At 66.3% G+C, this 16,353-nt stretch carries 16 protein-coding genes and 1 pseudogene; 6 read left to right on the top strand and 11 right to left on the bottom strand.

All coding sequences use genetic code 11. The features are described 5' to 3' along the window. Positions 1-33 precede the first annotated feature (33 nt). On the bottom strand, positions 34-1,374 hold the full coding sequence (locus J3A75_RS35840; RefSeq protein WP_053608461.1) for an efflux RND transporter periplasmic adaptor subunit: 1,341 nt from the start codon (positions 1,372-1,374) through the stop codon (positions 34-36). 468 nt (positions 1,375-1,842) lie between these two features. Between J3A75_RS35840 and J3A75_RS35835 the strand changes: the two genes are divergently transcribed. Further along, on the top strand, positions 1,843-3,009 hold the full coding sequence (locus J3A75_RS35835; RefSeq protein WP_143739309.1) for a sensor histidine kinase: 1,167 nt from the start codon (positions 1,843-1,845) through the stop codon (positions 3,007-3,009). Further along, positions 3,006-3,590: a response regulator transcription factor gene (locus J3A75_RS35830; RefSeq protein WP_053608462.1), complete on the top strand. Its 585-nt coding sequence runs from the start codon at positions 3,006-3,008 to the stop codon at positions 3,588-3,590. Before J3A75_RS35835 ends, J3A75_RS35830 begins: the two co-directional genes overlap by 4 nt. Before the next feature lie 110 nt (positions 3,591-3,700). Here J3A75_RS35830 and J3A75_RS35825 read toward each other — a convergent pair whose 3' ends face one another. The 7 genes from J3A75_RS35825 to J3A75_RS35795 all read right to left on the bottom strand — a co-directional run bounded on the left by J3A75_RS35825 (position 3,701) and on the right by J3A75_RS35795 (position 11,527). Continuing rightward, positions 3,701-5,836, bottom strand: coding sequence for a carbohydrate porin (locus tag J3A75_RS35825; RefSeq protein WP_051976342.1), 2,136 nt, complete (start codon positions 5,834-5,836; stop codon positions 3,701-3,703). A gap of 98 nt (positions 5,837-5,934) precedes the next feature. Further along, positions 5,935-6,339 (bottom strand): hypothetical protein, encoded by a 405-nt coding sequence (locus J3A75_RS35820; protein ID WP_091995204.1) that lies wholly within the window; start codon positions 6,337-6,339, stop codon positions 5,935-5,937. Positions 6,340-6,365: 26 nt separating this feature from the next. Continuing rightward, on the bottom strand, positions 6,366-6,815 hold the full coding sequence (locus J3A75_RS35815; RefSeq protein ID WP_081948878.1) for an SLOG family protein: 450 nt from the start codon (positions 6,813-6,815) through the stop codon (positions 6,366-6,368). Between the two features lie 13 nt (positions 6,816-6,828). Continuing rightward, positions 6,829-8,601: a Na/Pi cotransporter family protein gene (locus J3A75_RS35810; RefSeq protein ID WP_043388296.1), complete on the bottom strand. Its 1,773-nt coding sequence runs from the start codon at positions 8,599-8,601 to the stop codon at positions 6,829-6,831. A gap of 258 nt (positions 8,602-8,859) precedes the next feature. Further along, entirely contained in the window at positions 8,860-10,536 is a 1,677-nt protein-coding gene (locus tag J3A75_RS35805; RefSeq protein WP_043388287.1) for an NRAMP family divalent metal transporter, read from the bottom strand. A gap of 22 nt (positions 10,537-10,558) precedes the next feature. Further along, on the bottom strand, positions 10,559-11,044 hold the full coding sequence (hisE, locus tag J3A75_RS35800) for a phosphoribosyl-ATP diphosphatase (RefSeq protein ID WP_051976331.1): 486 nt from the start codon (positions 11,042-11,044) through the stop codon (positions 10,559-10,561). Positions 11,045-11,302: 258 nt separating this feature from the next. Continuing rightward, positions 11,303-11,527 carry a hypothetical protein gene (locus J3A75_RS35795; RefSeq protein WP_043388285.1) on the bottom strand — a complete coding sequence of 75 codons (225 nt, stop codon included), beginning with the start codon at positions 11,525-11,527 and terminating at the stop codon, positions 11,303-11,305. Positions 11,528-11,871: 344 nt separating this feature from the next. Between J3A75_RS35795 and J3A75_RS35790 the strand changes: the two genes are divergently transcribed. Then, a complete protein-coding gene (locus J3A75_RS35790) occupies positions 11,872-12,198 on the top strand; it encodes a metal/formaldehyde-sensitive transcriptional repressor (RefSeq protein WP_053622404.1) in 327 nt (108 codons plus the stop codon). A gap of 411 nt (positions 12,199-12,609) precedes the next feature. On the opposite strand, the pseudogene J3A75_RS36910 reads toward J3A75_RS35790, so the two are convergent. Further along, positions 12,610-12,780: pseudogene (locus J3A75_RS36910) on the bottom strand (aldo/keto reductase); the annotation flags it as partial. A 31-nt stretch (positions 12,781-12,811) separates the two neighbouring features. Here J3A75_RS36910 and J3A75_RS37335 point away from each other — a divergent pair. Together J3A75_RS37335 and J3A75_RS35780 are read left to right on the top strand one after the other, a co-directional pair. After that, entirely contained in the window at positions 12,812-13,030 is a 219-nt protein-coding gene (locus J3A75_RS37335; protein WP_306423994.1) for a TetR/AcrR family transcriptional regulator, read from the top strand. Beyond that, positions 13,031-13,441: a TetR family transcriptional regulator C-terminal domain-containing protein gene (locus J3A75_RS35780; protein ID WP_238247135.1), complete on the top strand. Its 411-nt coding sequence runs from the start codon at positions 13,031-13,033 to the stop codon at positions 13,439-13,441. A 166-nt stretch (positions 13,442-13,607) separates the two neighbouring features. Here J3A75_RS35780 and J3A75_RS35775 read toward each other — a convergent pair whose 3' ends face one another. Together J3A75_RS35775 and J3A75_RS35770 are read right to left on the bottom strand one after the other, a co-directional pair. Further along, positions 13,608-13,976 carry a hypothetical protein gene (locus tag J3A75_RS35775; RefSeq protein WP_051976340.1) on the bottom strand — a complete coding sequence of 123 codons (369 nt, stop codon included), beginning with the start codon at positions 13,974-13,976 and terminating at the stop codon, positions 13,608-13,610. After that, positions 13,976-14,665: a ParA family protein gene (locus J3A75_RS35770; RefSeq protein WP_043388460.1), complete on the bottom strand. Its 690-nt coding sequence runs from the start codon at positions 14,663-14,665 to the stop codon at positions 13,976-13,978. Before J3A75_RS35770 ends, J3A75_RS35775 begins: the two co-directional genes overlap by 1 nt. 851 nt (positions 14,666-15,516) lie before the next feature. Here J3A75_RS35770 and J3A75_RS35765 point away from each other — a divergent pair. Further along, on the top strand, positions 15,517-16,335 hold the full coding sequence (locus tag J3A75_RS35765) for a GntR family transcriptional regulator (protein WP_053622403.1): 819 nt from the start codon (positions 15,517-15,519) through the stop codon (positions 16,333-16,335). Positions 16,336-16,353 lie beyond the last annotated feature (18 nt).

Here is a 16,353-nt window from a genome sequence, read left to right as displayed (position 1 = left end):
TTGCGGTGCAAGCCGAAGCTCGTCGATCGGTGATCATGAAGCCTTCTCTCCGCTCGCGGCCCGATCGATGAAGAGGGCGCCGCGCGAGACGATCCGTTCGCCGGTCTGCAAGCCCTCGGTGACCTGCAGAAGATCACCGTCACGCAGCCCGAGCTTGATCTCGCGGGCCTCGACCGCGCCGTCCGGGCGCAGCACCCAGACATGCGCGCGGTCCCCCTCCTGAACGACCGCGCTCTCTGGGACCGCCGGGCCGCTCACGGCGTCGCCGGTGATGATCGCGAACCGCGCGAACATCTCAGGCTTGAGTTCTTGATCGGGGTTCTCGACCTCGCACCGGACCGCGAGCCGGCGCGTCGCCGGATCGAGGCTCGCGGCCATGTAGGTGACACGCGCGCGGAAGGTGCGGTCGCCGAAGCCGTTGACGGTCGCCACGGCCGGCTGACCGAGCCGGATGCGGGGGATGTCGCTCTCGCGCACGTTGGCGATCAGCCACACGGTCGCGAGATCGCCGATGGTGAAGACCGGATCGCTGCCGGTGCCGAGGTACTGGCCGAGGCCGACCTTGCGCTGCACGACTGTCCCGGCGATCGGCGCTCGGATCACCGTCTCCGGACTCATGCTGCTGTTCTTCTGGAACGCGGCGATCTCCGCGTCGGTCTTGCCCAGGATCCGCAGGCGGTTCTTGACCGCCTCCAGGGCCGCCTCCGCGGTCTGTTTGTCGCTCTGGGCCGAGATGACGTCGTTCTCGGCGCTCTGATAATCCTTGAGCGCGGCGGCTTTGGCCTGGAATAGCACCTGCTGGCGCGCGGCGATGATCTGGTTGAGCTTGAGCTGCTCCTGGGCTTTGTTGAGGGCGTTGATCGCGCTCTGGAAATCGTTCTGCGCCTGGACCATGTCGGTCACCTCGACGGTGAACAGGGGCTGGCCCGCCCTCACGTCGTCACCTGCCTTGGCGGTGATCTTGGTGACACGCCCAGCATAGGGAGAGTAGACCGGCACGTTGTCGTCATCGTTGAGCGCGATGCGCCCTTCGGCCAGTCCTTGCGGTCGGAACTCGGTCGCCTGAACGCTCGTGATCCCGAACGACGCGAGCTGCATCGGCGTCGGCCGAAAGCTGCGCTCGACCGCGATTGTCGTCGCCGGTTCGGAAGCATCGGCTCTGTCCGCGCGGCGGCCGGACAGGCCGGTGACGAGTGCTGCCGTCCTGCCAGCGACGTCGCGTGCGGCGTCGGGCCAGATGGCAACCGCCGCGACGGTGCCGATCAGAAGCATAGACGCGGCGGCGATCTTCAGCGTCGGCGAGCCGAATGGCCTCAGCGGTGTCCCGGCTTCAGCATCGAGAAGATCAGGCCGGAGCTGATTACGCACATCCATGCCGCGACCTTTCTAAACGACTGCCGCGCATACTTTTGCAGCTCGATGCATACAGAACTAAACATTGCGAACAGGAAGCATCAGCGTGTATCGCGCTGGCTTGTCGCGGGCACCGACGCCCGAGCGGCCGGCTCACACAGGCGCAGCTTCGCGGTAGAGCGTTGCTCCTCCTTCGGCAACTGTCAGTTCTGACAGGCGCACACCCTCGGAAGTTGAGCTTAGCAACCTAGTGTTAGGGTTTTTATATCGGACCGTGGCAAGTGTATGATGATTTTTACAAGCGGTGGGCGGCGTGCGCGGGTCGTCTAACTGTCAGGTTTGACAGGTTGCAGGTCGGCGCGATCCTCGCTCTACTACCCTAAGTTCCGGCGAGAATGTCGCAGCTCAGGTTCTGTGAAAGATTGGTAGCGGCGATCCGTCCCGAGCTTTCAATCGGTGTTGGGTTACGTCGGTAAGGAGGGTAAAGCGTTGGCGAGCGCGCACCATACGGGAACCCGAGCGTTACCCAAGCGCGCCGCTAGCCCTGTCGGTCTCATGCGCGCGCGCCCTCTGCTCATCGAGCCGAGTCGCGCGGCGCGACGAGCGCTCTTCCAAATTACCACGTTGCCGATGCTTAGTCTCAAGCCGAGGCTCGCCCTCGCGCTCCTCCTCGTGGTCGGCGTGTTCACGGCTGATCTCTTCGAGCCCGCCGACAACGTCTCGATCTGCTTCGCCTACACGCTGCCGATCCTCCTCGGCGTCTACATGGGTCCCGGCAGCACGTTCCGTCTCGCCGCCCTCGCCACCGCCGCCTCGTTGGTCGGCTCGTTCATTCGACCGCCGGAGGGCGGGATCGTCCTCAGCTTCGTCGTCAACCGCGTGATCGCGGTCGCCGCGCAGTGGCTCGTCGCCTTCCTGGTCGAGCAACGACGGCGCAACCACGCCCTGGTCGACGCACGTCTGACCGAAGAACGGCTGGTGGCCGAGACCGGACGGCGGTTCGTGCAGATCCTGACTCACGAGATCGCGACGGCGCTGACTGCGATCGACGGTCAAGGCTATCGCCTCGGCAAGCTGGCGCAGACGATCGAGCCGATGGACATCATCGCTCGCAGCGAGAAGATCCGACACGCCGCGACGCGCCTCAAGGGTCTGGTCGAGCGCGTCCGCCTCGCTGCCGAAGTCGGCCGTGGAGAGATCTTGCTGAACCGCGAGGCGATCGAGGCAGTCCCTTTCCTCGAGGCGCTCGTGGCCGAATATGAGGCCGCGCATGTTCACATCGCCGTGTGCGTGGCCGAGCCAACCCTGCACGGCGACCGCGTCCTGATCCATCAGGCGGTGTCGAACCTCGTTTCGAACGCGATCAAGTACTCGCCGCAGCCTTGCGCGATCAGCATCCACGCCGGCCGCTCGGCCCTACTCGACGGAAGCGAGATCACGGTGGCCGACCACGGCGTCGGGATCGCCCTGGAGGAACTCGATCGGGTCTTCGAGCCTTACTATCGCGCCGCCAACAGCGGCGGTGTTCCTGGCCTCGGCATCGGCCTGCATCTCGTGCGCCATTTCGTCGAGGCGCATGGCGGCCAGGTTCGCATCGAGAGCCAGGTCGACCGGGGCACGACGGTACACCTGCATCTGCCCGGAGCGAAGCCGTGACGCGGCGCATCCTGTGCATCGAGGACGATCCCGACATCGCCGAACTCACCAACGAGGTGCTCGCAGAGGCGGGCTTCCGTGTCGATCTTGCGATCACCGGCATGCAAGGTTTGGCGCGGTTGGGCGAGGCGCACGACGCGATCCTCTGCGACATCGACCTTCCGGGCCTGAGCGGGCTCGAACTGCTGCGCGCATTGCGCAAGACCGGCTCGCGGACCCCGTTCGTGCTGCTGACGGCTTTCGCCGGCCGGGAGAACCAGATCGAGGCGCGCCAGCTGGGCTGCGACGACTTCGTCGCCAAGCCCATCGACTTCGAGCTGCTGCTGGCCGTCCTGCACAACGTCCTGCAGCGGACAGCGCCGGCCGTGGGGGACACCGAGCGCCCGACGCTGACCGAACGCGAACGGGAGGTCCTCGCCCGGGTGGTGGAAGGCAAATCCTCTGTCGCCATCGCCGCCCTCCTCGGTATCAGCGAGCGGACGGTGAACTTCCACGTAGACCGCGTGATGCGCAAGCTGAACGTGACGACGCGCACGCAGGCCGCGATTACTTGCGTACGCCTCGGGCTGATGTCTGCCTGAACGCGCGGATCCCACGGATCGGTTAGATCGAGATATACATGATAGAAATAATGATTCAGAGTATGTGAGGCATATACATCTGGACTGGTTGTGAATTTCAAAAATAGAAACTAAAAATCGATGTGTAGACGACTACTGAAAAAATTGGCTGGGCCGCGATCCTTATTGTAACCAGGATTGTCGATGAACTGATAGTCGAACGACACTGTCACCGTGTTTGTCAAACCCAGCGCATAGTAGGTCTCGATGCCGCGCTCTGGCCCGTAACGCAACTGCCCGTCACCGATCACGAGGCCGAGGCCGCCTGCGGCAAAGTAGTCCCGATGCGCGCGCGACAGGCCGTTGATCATCGCGCCGATGCCAATCGTGTCGCTCGGTCGCTCCCACAGGGAGCCCTTGAACGAGAACCCACCGGAGGCGCTCCGATCGACATCGGTGAAGGAGAGGTTCTCATTGCGGCCATCGGCGGCGCTGACCCGGGCGAACAGGCCGATCTCCGGCGTGAGCGCCTGTTCGAGATTGATGTAGGCGCCCCGTTTGTTGCGGGTTCTCCGGCTGAGGTTCACGGCCGTGTTGACGTCGGGGATGTCGATCGAGTCCGCGAGCGCGACCACCTGCCGGTAGTTGGCGGTACGTCCCTCGTGCGAGAACGCGCCGATCCTCAGCCTTCCCGGCTGGTCGAGGATCGGGAGCACGTGGCGTTCCTCGAACTCGACCACGGCCCCGCCCCGGCGCGGGAAGCGCGGATCGAGCGGATCCGTACTCGGGAGCTTGGGGACCTGGGTATAGGCTGCGCGCAGCGCGAACTCGCGACGGTTGTACTCGACCACGATGCCCTGGGTGTAGCCGGGCAGGTTGGCCGGGAAATCGTAGGCCGCCGACTCCCAGAGCGACCAGTTCATGAAGTCGACGCGCGGATCGTGGGCATAAATGTTGCCGTCGAAGAAGTCGCCCAGCGCGAATTTGCCCGCCGCGACGGTGATCCGCTCGATATCCCGTGTGATCGCGACTTGGTTCGGCCCGTCCGGCACGGTCTCGGTCTCGCCGCCGAGCCCGAAGGTCTGACGCACGAAGTAGCGCTGCGAGCGCAGCTTCGGAGAGGACGAGCCGGCCTTCTGCGCCTCGCCGTTGGGAAAGCCGGCCACGCCGAGCGTGCGGCTCAGACCGAAGCCTTGGTCGAACTCAGGATTGTAATACAGCTCGGTGTTGTCGGTCAGCTTGAACCCGAGGAAGGCGGTGGCGGTGAGCGTGCCGCGCGCCTGATGCGGCACGAGGCTGTTGTCGCCGCGGTAAGGCGAATGGAAGCCCGTCACCCCCTGGTCGATGAACGTCGTCTGGCCGTGCAGCGAGAAGCGGCCGGTGTCGCCGTTGTCCGGATCGTGGGGGGCGAGCTCGTCGGGTTCGGGGGGCAGGCGCAGTCCTCCGGGAACCCAGAGGAGCCGCGCCATCACTTGGTTTGAGGTGAACGAGGCCTGGGTCGAGAACGCCCCGCCGTCCGGACCCGCAACGCTGCCGAGACCGAAGCGAGCGCTCCTGCCGTAATCGGCATAGCGATAGTCGATGCCCAGGGCGAGGTTCTCAGCGATTGCGAACTGCACGCCGGCCCCGAGTGTGAAGCCGAGATAGGAGTGGTCACGCCTTGCGATCCCGGCGAAGCCGGTATCCAGGTCGGGAAACGTGGAGCGGAAGCGTGTCTCGGCGCCCGCGAGGCCGAAGGTGGCGTAGACGAGGTTGCGTTCGAACGCGTAGCCGATACGGGCGCGGGCAGCGCCGAACAGATCTGCCTGAGCGCGGATGAGACTGAAGGAGGCGTCGCCGTTCTCGAAGCCGAACCCCGGCACGGTCGACGACACGGGCCGCTTCAGGTTTGCGCCGTAGAGGTCCGCCTCCAGGCCGTAGACGTACGGACCGGTCTGCCAGTTGTAGCCGCTGACGACACCGCCCAGCACCGTCGTGGCATTGCGTCCCTGATCGCTGCGGCCAGTGCTATCCCCGCTTCGAAACGCCGGCACGGAGCGACGCTCGACCGAGCCCGCGTCGAAGTTGAAGCTGCCGTAGGCGTCTCCGGCGCTGCCCTCGACGCCCAGATACCCGCCGGACCAGTCTGCGACGGTCGGGCGATCCGACGATGAACCTCTCCATTCGGCGGCCCGCGCTTGGTCCAAGCATAGGATCGCGACGGCGCCACCCAGAAGCGATAAAAGCTTCTCGATCGGCGATAAGATCTGAATTTGCAGATATCTCATGGCATAGCCTCAATTTTTACTGTATGAATTTCATCTTTTTGTGCATCTACGATAAAACGAATGTTTGATGAGATCTCGGATCCATTCGGGAGCTTGGATCACGCGATATGTTCATGACGGAGCATGGCAAAACCCACGTCGCCCAGACCGGCAACGGCGAGGCGGATCAGCAGAGCCGTCCCGAAACGGCGTGAGCGCATGATCCGCGGCAGGATCGAGAGGACGTGCAGTGCGTGTTCGAGGATATGCACCAGCACCGGAAGCTCGGCTGGCCCCGCGGTCGAGCCTCGCTCCGTCCCCGGCCCTGCGCGGGGTGGCCGCGCGAGCGGCCGGTGGTCGAGCGCGACCTGCAAGCCCATTCGGCTCAGCTGATGCGCGACCTGCGTCCCGATCAGGGCGCCGCGCCGCCCGATCAGGCCGGCGCGGTAGGCCCGCATCGTCAGCCCGAACGCCGATCGACCGAGGCCTGAGAGCAGCCTCGCGAGGTTGGGATGCCGAACCACGATGATCTCCCTGTGTCGGTCGATGTTCAGATGTGCAGCACGATAGCGCGCTGGCTTCGAAGCCCGTTCGAGCGATCTCGACCCGGCGGCCCGTCCGCACGGTCGAGGATCGTCTGGGCCGGCACGTCGCGCTCGGGCACCTCGTAGACGGCGAGCCGTGCCCGAAGGGCGCATCGCACGAGATCCAGCGTGTGCGGGCCGCCGGGGAAGGCCGCCACTAGATCGGGTCGGGCGTCCTTCAGCATGAATCGGTTGCGCACCGCCTCCGCCGTCTTACCGTAGCGAACCCAGTTCGGCGGGTAGCGCACCACGTGCACACCGGCCCGCCGCGCCCAGTCCTCGGCCGCCGCGCAGACGCCGCCCAGACCGCCGTGGATCAGGACCATGACTCGGCAGCGGCGGTGCAGCTTCGCCAACTCGAAGCTCACGAGATCCCGGTATTCCAGATGACCGCTGCCCCCAATGACAAGCCGCATGGTCGTCTCCCGCTCAAGCTGCCGGCCGGAGGCTCGACGCCTCCTGAACCGGATCCTCGCCGTCGCCGCCCGGACCGCCGGCCGAGATGGTCTCGTCCTCGCCGCCGAGCACCGCCTCGTGCCGCCGTTCGAGCAGGGGCGCGCACAGCGCGGCGACGTGCGAGTGCACCCGGCGCAGATCGCGCAGCGTCCGCAGGAACAGCGCATTCGCCTCCGCCATCGCGGCCGGATCGGCGTCGTGCGGCGCATCGCGCAGGCGCGCGACGTGCCGGTCGATGGCCGCGCGCTCCAGCGCGCGCAGGAGACCCTTGCGCCGGGCCACCGACCGCGCGGCGTCGAGGTCGTCGCGTAGGAACGCAGCGAGCGCGAGCTGCAGGCTGGTGAGCGCCTCGGCGTGGAGCCGTTCGATGTCGGCGAGTTCCTCGACGGAGAACGGCTCGCCGGTCCGTTTCAGCCGCCGGCTGGCGAACGCGACCAGGTTATGGGCTATGATGTCACCGACGTGCTCGAGGTTGAGCACGAAGGTCAGGATCTCCTGGGCTCGCGCCTGCGCATCCGCCGAGACGGTGCCGACCTCCTCGCCGCCGAGGTCGGCCAGGTAACGCCGGATCGCGAGCCCGATCCGGTCGATGGCCGCGTCCCGCCGCCCGGCTGCACCGGCCAAGGTCCGATCTCCGGTGCGGAACGCCTGAAGGGCATCGCGCAGGGCTGCGCCGGCCAGATCCGCCATGTGCAGGGCTTCAAGGGCGGCGTTGGCGAGGGCCAGGCTCGGGGTCGCCAGGGCGGTGAGGTCGAGGTGGTGCGGGAGTTCCGCGATCGGCGCGTCTTGCCGTGCGCTCTCAGGCATGATCGGCGCGGGCAAGAGACGCGTGGTGAGGCGGCCAAGCGCGGCCGTCCAGGGTAGGACGAGGATGGCGAGCGCGAGGTTGAGCGCGAGGTGGAACGCCATGGCTCCGCGCGCGGGGTCAGCGACGCCGAACTCGGCGAGACCTGCGGTGATCGGGTCGAGGAGCGGCAGCGCGGCGGCGCAGCCGGCCGCTCGCACGAGCAGGTTGCCCAGGGGAAGCCGGCGCGCTGCCGGCGCACCGGCTGCTTCAAGATAGGGCGGCAGTGCCGCGCCGAGGTTGGCGCCGAGCACGAGGGCGAGGGCACCCTCAAGGGTGATCACGCCTGCACCCCCGAGCGAGACGATGAACAGGATCGCCGCCACGCTGGAATGAGCCGCCCAGGCGAGCATCGCCGCCGCCAGGACGGCCAGGACCGGCTCGGCCGCAAGCGCCCCCACGAGGCTGCGTAGGATCGGCGTGGCCTCGACGGCGGTGAGGCACTGTCCGAGCAACGCGAGCGCCGTCAGCATCAAGCCGAGGCCGATCAGTGCCCGGCCGAGATTGCGCGGTTTGGACCGATCCGCGCGCGCGCGGAACAACAGGAACCCGAACAGGATCAGGATGGGGGCGGCCGCGGCCACGTCGAAGGACAGCACCTGCACGATCAACGCCGTACCGACGTTGGCGCCGAGCATGAGGGCGAGGCCGGCCGAGAGGTCGAGGGTGCCGCTCGCGGCGAAGGCGGTCGCCATGAGCGCGGTGGCGGTGCTGCTCTGGAGCACCGCCGTGACGAGCAGACCCGCGAAACAGGCGCGTGCTCGGCCCTTGAGCCCGCGCCCGATCAGGTCGCGCAGCTCCGGCCCGAAGCCGCGGGCGAGGCCGGTCGTGACCATGTGCGTGCCCCACAGGAGCAGCGCGACGGCGCCCGCAATGTGCAAGAGGGTGAGCGTGCCGGTCATGGCGCCCGTCCGCATCGGCTCGAGGCCGCAGTGAAGTCGCCCAGGGCGTCACTCAGGATCCGGTCCGCGAGGGCAGCCGAACCCTGCGAGTCGGCCGTCAGCAGATCCGGCCGGCGATCGCGCAGGCACGCGAGGATCGCCGCGCGCCGCCACACAGCCGGGTCGTGCAGGCCGAGGTGGAGCGCGGCCAGGTCCGACCTGAGCCACCGGAGCAGGCCGGCTCGGACGGCGGCCGGGATGAAGCGCCGCCGCACCGGTCTAGCCCTCGCCGCCGAGGGCGAGGCCGACGATGCGCATCAGGACGAGGCCGCCAGCGACGACGAGGTAGGCGCGCAGCACCACCATCCACACGCGCGCCGGCAGCGACAGCTTGGCGAGCGGGAGCTGATCCAGCGGCGGCATCCGCCAGCGCTCGCGCGGCAAGGTTGCCCGGTCGCCGGCCGCGGGATCGACGGCCAACCCGTCGGCGCACGTGCGCCGACGCAGGAGCGCGAGCGCGCCCGCGGTGACCAGCGCGACGAGGCTGCCGCCGACGAGCACGCCGACGATGACGGTCTCGTTCGTGGCGTCCGGGAACAGGACGGACGCGGTCAGGATCAGCGAGAGCATCACAAGCACGGAGATCACCGCGCCGGTGAACAGGTTCATCGCGCGCCCGTTCACCCACGGCCCGAGCACGGCCCTGTCGTTGCACAGCAGGAGCAGGAACACGCTGGCGCTGGGCAGGAGCACGCCGGCCAGCGTCTGCACGGCGTTGGTGAGCAGGCCGAGCGGCGTGCCGGGCGTCAGCACCAACCCTGCGGCCAGTGCAATCAGTCCGGAGTAGACCAGGAAGAAGCCCTTGGCCTCGCCGGGTTTGCGATGCAGCGAGTGCCGCAGGGCGAGGACGTCGCCGATGGCGTAGGCGGTAGCCAGCGACACGGCGGCCGCACCGATGATGCTGGCGTCGATGAGCGCGAGCGCGAACAGCACCGCCGGCACCGGGCCGACATACCGCTCCAGCCCGGCTGCGACCCCGCCCGCGTCACCGAAATTGCCGAACTCGGGCCTTCCGGCGAAGGTCGCGGCGCAGAAGGCCATCATCGCTACCGCGCCGACGATGACGAGCACGATGCCGAGGCAGAGATCGACCTTCTCGTAGCGCATGAAGCGCGGCGTGATCCGCTTGTCGATGACGTAGCTCTGCTGGAAGAACAGCTGCCAGGGCGCCACCGTGGTGCCGACGATGGCGATGATCAGCAGCATCACCTCCGAGAGCTTGGCGCCCGCGGGGAGCCGCGGCACGAGGAAGTCCCGGGCGATCTGGCCTACCGGCGGGTGCACGATCAGCACCACGGGCACGAGCAGGAGGCTGCCGGCGACGAGCGCCAGCGCGAAGCGTTCGAAGCGGCGGAAGTCGCCGGTGCTCGCGGCCGCGATCACGAGGATTGCAGCTGCGAGCACGCCCCAGAGCTTTGGCACACCGAGATAATCGAGGCCGAGGCTGATGCCGATGAACTCGGTGACGAGCGTCAGGGCGTTGAGGAGGAACAGGTCGATGACGCTGAACGCGCCCCAGAACCCGCCGAACCGCTCTAGGATGAGGCGGGCGTGCCCGACGCCCGTGACCGCGCCGAGGCGCAGCACCATCTCCTGGTTTACGAACAGGACCGGGATCAGCAGCGCCAGCGTCCACAGCAGCGCCGTGCCGTAGTTCTGGCCGGCCTGGGTGTAGGTGCCGAAGGCGCCGGCATCGTTGTCGCCGACCATGACGATGAGCCCGGGACCGAGGATCGCCAGGAGCGTCTTGAGGCGCGCCCCCCAGCCGATCCGGGGTGCGTGATCGCCCTCGGCGATGGTGCCGAGCGCGCCGCGAATGTCGCCGCGATGGGCCTCGTCCAAGACGGCCGTGGCGGGAAGGCTGGACGCGTCGAGCGCCGAGGTGTGAGCGGTCATAGGTGTCGTCCGACGCCGAGGATCAGGTGAAATCGTCGGCGGCGCGAACGCCGCCCGCTTCAGAGCTGCCCTTGGGCAGCTTCTCGGCGATGCCGAAGCGCTCGGCACGCCGGTACATCTCGGCCCAGATCTCGTCCGGGGCGATGCCGCACTCGCGCCAGAGCACGACGAGGTGGTAGAGCAGATCGGCGCTCTCGCGCACGGTGGCGCGAGCGTGCTGGCGCGACGCCTCGAGTGCGACCTCGCCCGCCTCCTCGATCAGCTTCTGCGCCATGCGCTTGGCGCCGGCCGCGAGCAGTCGCGCCGTGCGCGGATTGGTCTGCGGGGAGACCAGATCGAGCGCGGCGTAGAGCCTGGCGATCTCATCGGGCCCTGTCGCGCGGACACCCTCGGGCGCGCCGGGACAGGACGGAGCAAGCCGGCCTCCCGGGTCGGCATCGTCATCCGCCGCCGCAAAGGACGGCACGCCGCGACGCGGCGGCAGGGGATCGCGGACGAGAGAAACCATGCATGATGACTCCGAGCTTGGGTCGCGTGCGACCGGCTGGGCTCGGGCAAGGCATTCCGGTGCGGTTCAGGCCGCTCGCGAGGAGAGGTTGTCGCGCCAGATGACGCCGTGCTCGCGATCCGAGCCGGGGCGGGTGTGGGAGATCCGTCGGTCGCGCGCGCGACTGGGAGGCTCCACAGTGGATGAAGATCGGCCTGTCATGGTGCTTTCACAGCGCGGAGCCGCCGATACCTCAGCGGGTATCGGCGGCTTGTCGGATCAGCGGGGTGCGAGTTGCCAGGCGCAGACGAGACGATCCGCTTCGTCGCGTCGCCAGACGGCGACGACGTGATCGCCCGCCCACTTGGCCGGTGCCAACGTGTCACCGGTGACGGGACGCGTCGATGTGGGAGCGGCCGGGCTGGCGCCGCTGCGCCGCTGAGGGAAGAGCCCGGACCGCAGCGCGTAGGGCAGCGCGGGCGCGAGGGCGTGGACGAAAGCCATGGTCACCTCCTGTTCGTCGGGTGGTTGCGGATGCGACCCGAGAGGAGGTTTGAGCGCCAGCTGACGAAGCTGGCGAGACGAGGTCTTGCCGGCTCAGACCGTCAGATGATGGCGCTCCGCTCCGCGCGGGTCGACCATCCCCCGCCGGCGCGAGCCCGCACCGGACGGTGCGCGGCCTTCACCGATGGAGGATGAGGGTCTAGATCGAGGGTTCATCGGTCCCGAGGCGTTGACATCGGACCCGGCGCACGGCCGGATACCTGACCGGGTATGGTGACGAGGCTGACGGCTGTCAAGCCGGGTTCTTTGGAAAAGTTCTAAAACTGGCAGGTCGGACGAATTCGATGGCGAGACGGGATGACAGTGTCGACGCGGGATCACAGGCTCGGAGTGACACGCACGTACTGCGGGACAAGCGCGGGTTGGTGAACCGGGTGCGGCGCCTGCGCGGTCAGGTCGACGCCATCGAGCGCGCCTTGCAGGGCGAGTCGAGCTGCTCCGATCTTCTGCAGCGCATCACCGCCGCACGGGGTGCGATCAATGGTCTGATGGCCGAGGTTCTGGAGGAACATGTCCGTGAGTATCTGATCCCGCAGGCCAACTTGCCCGAGGAGACGCGCGAGGACGCCGGCGAGGAATTGATCGAGATCATTCATTCGTACTTGACTTAAATGACGTAAGTATTTTGTAATTTGAATAATAACTCCAAGAGGCATCGTTGTTCAAAAAACACTCAATATCAATTAAATAATTTCATGTATCATTGCCTCAGCGAGATGTATTAAGAGAGTTGTCAGGACGCGGTTGCGCTCCTCCGGGGTCTTCCTTACGAGGTTGGCGTCACTGTTCAGATGCTCCCCGCCAAGAGTTTTGGAAGTCGACATCTAACTGAAGTTGACTGTGGTGTAGATAGGCGTCGAAGGATGAAGCCGCGCAAAGCAGATGTAATCCATTATGGAAGCTAAGAAATTTGTACCGAAGGTGGGGCACGATCGTGCCCCACCTTCGGTACAAATTTTAATTTAAGAGCAATGACTTAAAGTGACCTGAGAGAGCGGTCAGCCTTTGAGGCTCTTTCACACATAGACATCGGCAGTGTCGACGAAGTTGCCACCCGCGTCCACGTAGGCGTCGAACACCGCCCGGCTGTCTGCCTCGTTCGAGCCCCAAGGCGCAGTGCCGAAGGTCATCGTGCTCAGCGCGAGGGGGCTCACGGCGAGGTCAGAGCGGCCCAAGGTGCGGTTGTCGGTCAGCTACATTGCTTAAATTTTCGTATTGTTTGATATGAAACCAATCGACCCAACATCCAGGCGCAAGACCGGCCGCCCGCTTTCATTCGACCCAGATGCTGCCCTGCTCCCGGCCATGCTGCTGTTCTGGCGCTACGGCTATGAGGCCACCTCCCTTGCCGAGCTTACGCGGGCGATGGGGGTTACACCGCCGAGCATCTACGTCGCCTACGGCGACAAGAAGGGGCTGTTCCGATCTGCGGTCCGGCGCTAATTGGCGCAGCCGCAGTCGCCCATTGACGTGATCGCGGAGGCACCCACCGCCGAGGCAGCCGCGCGCACGCTGATTAACGGCGCAGCGATGGCGTTCACCCGCACGGACACGCCGGCGGGGTGCCTGCTGGCCAGCTCGGCGATCGCGGTCTCGGCCGAGGCTGAGGATGTCAAAGAGGAATTGGCCGCGATCCGTCGGGAGATCGAAGCCGCGTTGCGCGACAAGATCGCCGCCGGCATCGACGCGGGAGACGTCCCGGGCACGGCGGATCCGACGGCGCTGGCAGCTTTCGTCATAACGGCGATCCAGGGACTGTCCACCCTGGCGCGCGACGGCGGGAGCCGCGCGAAGCTCCAGCAGGTGGCGAAATTGGCCATGCTCGTTTGGCCATCACCACGATCTCACGCTTGAGAGCTCAACGCTCCGTAAGCTGCCCTTATGCGCATGACGACGAACCAGCTTGGCTTGGCCTTCCAGACCTTGATTGTGCCCTGTGTGGGAGGCGCCGTGGGTCTTCCTGGCAGCTGTCTGGTTTCTTTTGGCTTCCTATTCGGTGCCCGATAGGCTTTTGAGAAGGTCATTTCCTTTTGTGGGCGGCCTCGTAGGCTTCAAGCGCTCTTTCCAGCAGCTCGCCAAGCACCAAGCGGTGTTCGTCGGCTAGGCGGGTGAAGCGCTGGGCGGTCTCTTCCGTCACCTTGAGGCTGAGCTGTTTGTTGCGGCCGGTGCGGTAGCGGCGCTGTTCGACCTTGGCCAATGCCGGCTTCGCCTTCTCGCGTGGGGCGGACTCGCGGCTGGGGAAACCTTCCGCTTCGGAGACGGCACGAATTGCCTCGACCGGCGGCTTCGGCTGCTGGGCAGCGCGTGGCGTGGGCTTGAAGTCGTCCAGTCCACCGAGGTCGAGCTTGCCGAGCGGATCGGTGCGTTCAGGCTTGGGCTGGCCGGGCATCACGCAACCTCCTTGGCCTGCTCGCGCTTGTCGCGCAGGCGCTGCACAATCTCCGCGGCGTACTCGGCCGCGTTGTTGATCGCCACGGTCGTGTTGGCGACCCCCTTCCCTGCTAGGCCCTGCAGCGTGCCACCATAGGAGAACATGGCACGGTAGGCCTCACGGTCGCACAAGCGGGTTTTCAGGACCGGGATCGCGCGCTCGTCGAAGCTCTGCAAGATGTGCTTGAGGGTGTGGGGCATGATCGCGGGATTCGTGCGCGTGATCAGCACCGTGTAGGGAATGGCCCTCCCCCCGCGCTTCTCCGTCCGCTTGATGAGCCCGATCTGACGGGCAGCCTGCGAGGCGTCGAACTGCGAGCCTTGGACGGGGATCACAACTAGGTCGGACATCGAGATTGCGTGGCTGACCATGAGGCTCGCCAAGCCCTCCAGATCCACGATCACGAAGGCGGTCATGCTGGCCGCCTCCTCGATCTTGTCCATGATCGTCTCTTCCGTCGCGCCGCCTACGACCTGAAGGGTGGCGGGCAGGCCCGGCAGCTGCGCCCATTCTTGGACGAACTGATTGGGGTCGGCGTCGATGATGGTTACGGTCGCTCCCTGCTCCGCCAGCATGCTGGCGAGGATGCAGGCAGCCGTGGTTTTGCCGGCACCGCCCTTAGGCGATGAGAACGTGATGACAGGCATAGACACCTCGTTAGAAGCTGTCAGGCACCGGGAAGCTGCCGGGCAGCCGTTAGGTGCCGGGAAGCTGTCGGAAAGCCATCCGGTTCCGGGAAGCTTCCAGCTCTGCGGTAAAAGCCACCTTAACCCGGCGACACCCTGTTTATAACCAGAAAGCTGTCAGATAGCCATTCTCTTTCGGAAAGCTGTCTGGATCCTGGCGTATGTCTGACTGAACGGCGCTAGGCGCCCTCCCCGGTATTCGTATGAGGGTATCAGACAGCTGTCAGACAGCTGATTGGTTTCCACTAAATACTAAACCTTGGCCGTTTTGTCCTACAAAGCGAGCGAGTCTTATTCCCCGGCTCAACCGGGCCGAATTTTCGGCCGAGATGGTGCGCGCCACCGCCAAAACCGTCGCGGCGGTCACCGCCTGGCCGCGTGCTCTCGCCTCGCCGGAGGGGCACGCGCGCTACGTTCATCGAATAAGGAGAAGTGCCTACCGGAATATGGGGTGGTTCAGGACGGCAGGAAAAAGGTCATCAGCCACCCGCAACGTTGACTTAGCCGTGCCGCCCGGTCGACATGGGCTGTCATGGCCGTGCTCGCCCAAGCGAGTCGTGAGCCAGCCATTCAGGAGAGCAATCGCCGCAGTAGGACCCTGAAAAGCCAAAGGCCCCACCCCGGCAAGGGTGAGGCCTTCGAAATCGAGATGGCCTGTGAGGCACAACAGCATCCCTCACAAGCCATAAAGCGCCCTCAGGCGTCAAGTCGGAACCCCGGTTCCGGCAACGATATCGGCTTGTCTTGAACGGAGCGCACAGCTTGCGCCGCCAAACGTCCCCCTGTGGCCCTATGGAAAAGGGCCAAGACACGTGTTTGCCGAAAAAATCCGCTGCGCGATCGAGGCGGCTGACCGAATCACCCTTCCGTCCGTGACGGCGCTGCTCTGGCGCGCTTACGGCGAAGGGCACGTCACGGAGACCGAGGCCGAGACCCTGTCCGGGCTGATCGAGGCGCGCACGGACGCGCCCGCGGCTCGTCGGCTACCGGCGGGTCTACGACCCAGCCCTGAGGCTGCAATCGCGCCCACGTTCCAGGACGGCGCAGGAGCACCCAGGAGGGCCGTCGGCTCACGCCCGCGCACGGAGGCCTCGCTGGAGCGCCGCCGCCGCTGGGCGGCTTCGGGAAGGCTGCCGCCGGGGTTAGCGGCCCAGTTCACCCTGGCCGAGCAGGCGGTGCTGGCCCTGGTGGCCACGGAAACCTCAAAACGAGGCGATTGCCGACTGGCCGTGGGGCAGCTCGCGGCGATCGCGGGCGTGGCCGAGACTACCGTCCGCAACGCCCTGCGCGAGGCCAAGAGACTCGGGCTCGTCACCGTCGAGGAGCGGCGGGTGACGGGCTTCAGGAACGACACCAACGTCGTGCGCATCGTCTCGCCCGAGTGGCAGGCGTGGATGCGGCTGGCGCGCAAGCCGGGCAGAGAACTCTCGGGTGCTGAGGATCACCGGGCCACGCTGAGCGATGGGGGAGGGTGCAAATCCGCGAAGCGCACGAGTACTGGAGTTCTCATCCTGTCAGAATCGGGGAAAACGGAACCGTCGAAGGGCTGTCGGGGGGCAGCGGTCGACCTCGACCGGAGCGGGCACACGCGAATCCGCGCGGGTCGTGGCACGGGCCGAGCCATGCGCTGAGGGTCTGAGCTCGTGCGG

This window comes from Methylobacterium sp. PvP105 (assembly GCF_017876975.1).
In the GTDB taxonomy this organism is placed as follows: Bacteria; Pseudomonadota; Alphaproteobacteria; order Rhizobiales; family Beijerinckiaceae; genus Methylobacterium; species Methylobacterium radiotolerans.
Note: the sequence above shows the minus strand (reverse complement) of the source record. Positions and strands in the feature narration are given on the sequence as shown.

Bases quoted from the DNA above. Each gene is read 5' to 3' on its own strand.
- J3A75_RS35840 (WP_053608461.1), bottom strand. From the start codon at position 1,374: ATGGATGTGCGTAATCAGCTCCGGCCTGATCTTCTCGATGCTGAAGCC.
- J3A75_RS35825 (WP_051976342.1), bottom strand. From the start codon at position 5,836: ATGAGATATCTGCAAATTCAGATCTTATCGCCGATCGAGAAGCTTTTA.
- J3A75_RS35815 (WP_081948878.1), bottom strand. From the start codon at position 6,815: ATGCGGCTTGTCATTGGGGGCAGCGGTCATCTGGAATACCGGGATCTC.
- J3A75_RS35810 (WP_043388296.1), bottom strand. From the start codon at position 8,601: ATGACCGGCACGCTCACCCTCTTGCACATTGCGGGCGCCGTCGCGCTG.
- J3A75_RS35805 (WP_043388287.1), bottom strand. From the start codon at position 10,536: ATGACCGCTCACACCTCGGCGCTCGACGCGTCCAGCCTTCCCGCCACG.
- hisE (WP_051976331.1), bottom strand. From the start codon at position 11,044: ATGGTTTCTCTCGTCCGCGATCCCCTGCCGCCGCGTCGCGGCGTGCCG.
- J3A75_RS35795 (WP_043388285.1), bottom strand. From the start codon at position 11,527: ATGGCTTTCGTCCACGCCCTCGCGCCCGCGCTGCCCTACGCGCTGCGG.
- J3A75_RS35790 (WP_053622404.1), top strand. From the start codon at position 11,872: ATGGCGAGACGGGATGACAGTGTCGACGCGGGATCACAGGCTCGGAGT.
- J3A75_RS37335 (WP_306423994.1), top strand. From the start codon at position 12,812: ATGAAACCAATCGACCCAACATCCAGGCGCAAGACCGGCCGCCCGCTT.
- J3A75_RS35775 (WP_051976340.1), bottom strand. From the start codon at position 13,976: ATGCCCGGCCAGCCCAAGCCTGAACGCACCGATCCGCTCGGCAAGCTC.
- J3A75_RS35770 (WP_043388460.1), bottom strand. From the start codon at position 14,665: ATGCCTGTCATCACGTTCTCATCGCCTAAGGGCGGTGCCGGCAAAACC.